The 2716-nt window shown below is 47.5% G+C and carries 1 protein-coding gene and 2 pseudogenes; 1 reads left to right on the forward strand and 2 read right to left on the reverse strand.

The genetic code is table 11. From position 1 onward, the window contains the following. Positions 1 to 458 (reverse strand): annotated as a pseudogene (locus BLW97_RS18520) (hypothetical protein); the annotation flags it as partial. Next, positions 458 to 2005 carry an OpgD/OpgG family glucan biosynthesis protein gene (locus BLW97_RS18525; RefSeq protein ID WP_075324207.1) on the reverse strand — a complete coding sequence of 516 codons (1548 nt, stop codon included), beginning with the start codon at positions 2003 to 2005 and terminating at the stop codon, positions 458 to 460. The pseudogene BLW97_RS18520 and the gene BLW97_RS18525, both read right to left, overlap by 1 nt. A 561-nt stretch (positions 2006 to 2566) precedes the next feature. Here BLW97_RS18525 and BLW97_RS19330 point away from each other — a divergent pair. After that, positions 2567 to 2716 (forward strand): annotated as a pseudogene (locus BLW97_RS19330) (IS630 family transposase); the annotation flags it as partial.

Genomic DNA, 2716 nt, shown 5'->3' on the forward strand with positions numbered 1-2716 from the left:
TTTCTCATACTGGATGGTGTCCTGAATGCCCATACAGGCATGCATTCTTCCTCTAAATATTCCCGAATCTTCCGGACGAATCGTTTTGACGCCATAGAAGAACGTAATATTGCCGGAGATTGTTGCTGTTCAAACCAGCGTGCTGGATGGTTTTGCGCACGAGCTGCCGGTGATGCAGTGGCCAGACGAGCGTTGAGTTCATCGCTATCCTCAGCCATCGCGCCAATAGCGGTTTGCATCAGTGCAAACCAAGTTGGACTGATTCCATTGATACGACCAGCCTGTGCGTGTAGACCTGTTATGACCTGGCTTTCTACCCAATTCCGTTGGGCGGAAGACAGTCCGAGTTTGTCCAGGTAATGTGTCGCAGCAATGGGTAGTCTGACAGTGTCGGTAGACGGGTCGTTACTGGGTCGAACTGGATGCAGAATATCGAAATTATCCGGGCTTCTATACATTATGCTGCCTCCTTTTGAGGGGGTAATAAATATAACCAGGTATCACTAAGCACTTTCCCTTTTGAAGCCAGAAACAGGCTGATGTTACGGGGTTGATGTCTGGCTGGGAGAATCTGGGCGTTCACCTGCCATTGGTGCTTCAAGGGATTGAATCGCACTGACGAATGGAGAATATGTACCCCTGCTCCGACCGTAAAATGGGCGTGCATAGGGGTTTGTGCGGGGAGATGACCCAATCCATCTCCGGCGAAATCCACCACCAATGTCTTGGCGCCCTTCATGTGCGGATCGTTACCCAGAAAGGTAGCGACTGGATGCCCGCCAGATGGGAGCTGTTTGTCGTTCCGGAAAAACCGGATCTGGTAATGCACCCGCAGTGATTCACCCGGTCGCAGGGGTTTCGCGGGTACCCAAAAGGTCACCATGTTATCCGTATTACGGTTGTTTGTCGGCAATTCTACCAGCTCCACCTGTCCTTTCCCCCAGTGATTAAGCGGGTGAATCCAGACGCTGGGCCTTTTTTGATACTGTGTAATTAATCCTTCGTAGTTAGAAAAGCGGCGATCCTGTTGAAAGAATCCGAAACCAATGGGGTTATTGAGAAGATAACGAGTCACCTGGATGTGCAGAGGGTTATTCAACGGTCTTGTGATCCATTGACCATCACGGGCCGCCATGATCAGATCGCTGGAATCATGTTGTTGAGGGTGCCAGTCCCCGGCTCTAATACCTCGACCACGACCATGCCAGTACATGCTTGAAAGCGGTGCAATTTCAAGCTGTTTGATTTTTTTGCGCGGGTACAAAACGGCCCGAACGCGGATGCGTGTACTTTCCCCGGGGATTACCGTAAACCGGTAGGCCCCGGTTATTACAGGGCTATTCAGCAGGGCATAAATGATCATGTGCCGCGCTCCTGGCTTGGGTCGTTGCAACCAGAACTCCTGGAAATAAGGAAAAATTTCACCAGAAGGTAAGGCTGTATCTATTCCAAGGCCTCTGGCTGAAGTTCCATAGACGGCGCCCTTGCCGACAGCACGGAAATAACTGGCACCGAGGAAAGACACAAACTCGTTGTGGTAAGGAGGAGTATCCAGTGGGTAAAGCAAAGAAAATCCTGCGTATCCTCCTTTACGCGGGAGTTGCGACTGACTAACTACCCCATGGGTAGCAAACAGCCTGGCACTGTAGGGCAGCGGAAAGGACTGTCCGTGCTGAATAACATTCATTTGTACGGGATGGACAAAGGTATGCCCCAGTGGATAAAACACGACTTCAAACGGTAAATCCTGCCCCTTCCAGAGGGGGTGTACGTCCAGAATCCGACCATATGCCTGTGGGCTCAGCCTGCGCAGATATTGGCCAGCGGAAATGGGGCGCGGTTTCCAAGCTCTGCGGGACAACTTTTGTGCAGATTTCTGGACATTTGCAAAGGAAAAAGGATCTGCAAATGCAGTAGAAATGCCTGAAAGCGCAAATATCGCACCTAATCCCAGCACAGCATAAGAGAAAAGCGGGTTTTTATTTTTTGAGACAAAAATAAACATAATAGAACTTCAGCAAATTCTATGCCAAATATATAATCACATGATTACCATGCTGTAAATGTTGAGCACAAAATATTTACTGCGGCTTATGTCGCTGTATGGCTACGGTTATATTTTCAATTTTTGATCACAGTTTTTTCTTATATTAAAAAAATATAAAATAAAATCATATATTTGATTGTGATAATAGGTTATTTTATAAAAACATAACAATGTCGCCAATAAGCGACATTTAAGCATTTAATCCTGCCTGTGCGAAGCTGTTATAACTGGCAGAGAAATAAACCTGCAATATATTCTATACGCTATATGACATAAGAAAATTGCATGATAAAAATTTCATGCAATAGTGGTATAACTCACCAATGATCTGAATACAGGACGGCATTGGAGCCAATCCCATAACTACGGAATTTTATAAGTAAGGGGGTCATATAGGCCAGAGACGAGCAACGCTAGTGTGGTGTTGCATTCTTGGTGAAACTTAAGGTTTATGATGATAAAACAGCTCCATGTGGATGTGGCCCGCCTGGTAGAATTGACCACGCAGAGTAAGCCGGAGATGAAAAAAGTCAGGTACAGGCCCTGGACCGGACCCAACCGGGACTCCCCCTCAAAAAGGGCCGCGCAGAAACGATGACCCACGACTACAAACGTAATGGCACTACGACCTTGTTTGCCGCACTCAACGTGCTGGATGGTCAGGTCATC

The sequence above is a fragment of the Acidithiobacillus albertensis genome (assembly GCF_001931655.1).
GTDB lineage: Bacteria > Pseudomonadota > Gammaproteobacteria > Acidithiobacillales > Acidithiobacillaceae > Acidithiobacillus > Acidithiobacillus thiooxidans.

Bases quoted from the DNA above. Each gene is read 5' to 3' on its own strand.
- BLW97_RS18525 (WP_075324207.1), bottom strand. From the start codon at position 2,005: ATGTTTATTTTTGTCTCAAAAAATAAAAACCCGCTTTTCTCTTATGCT.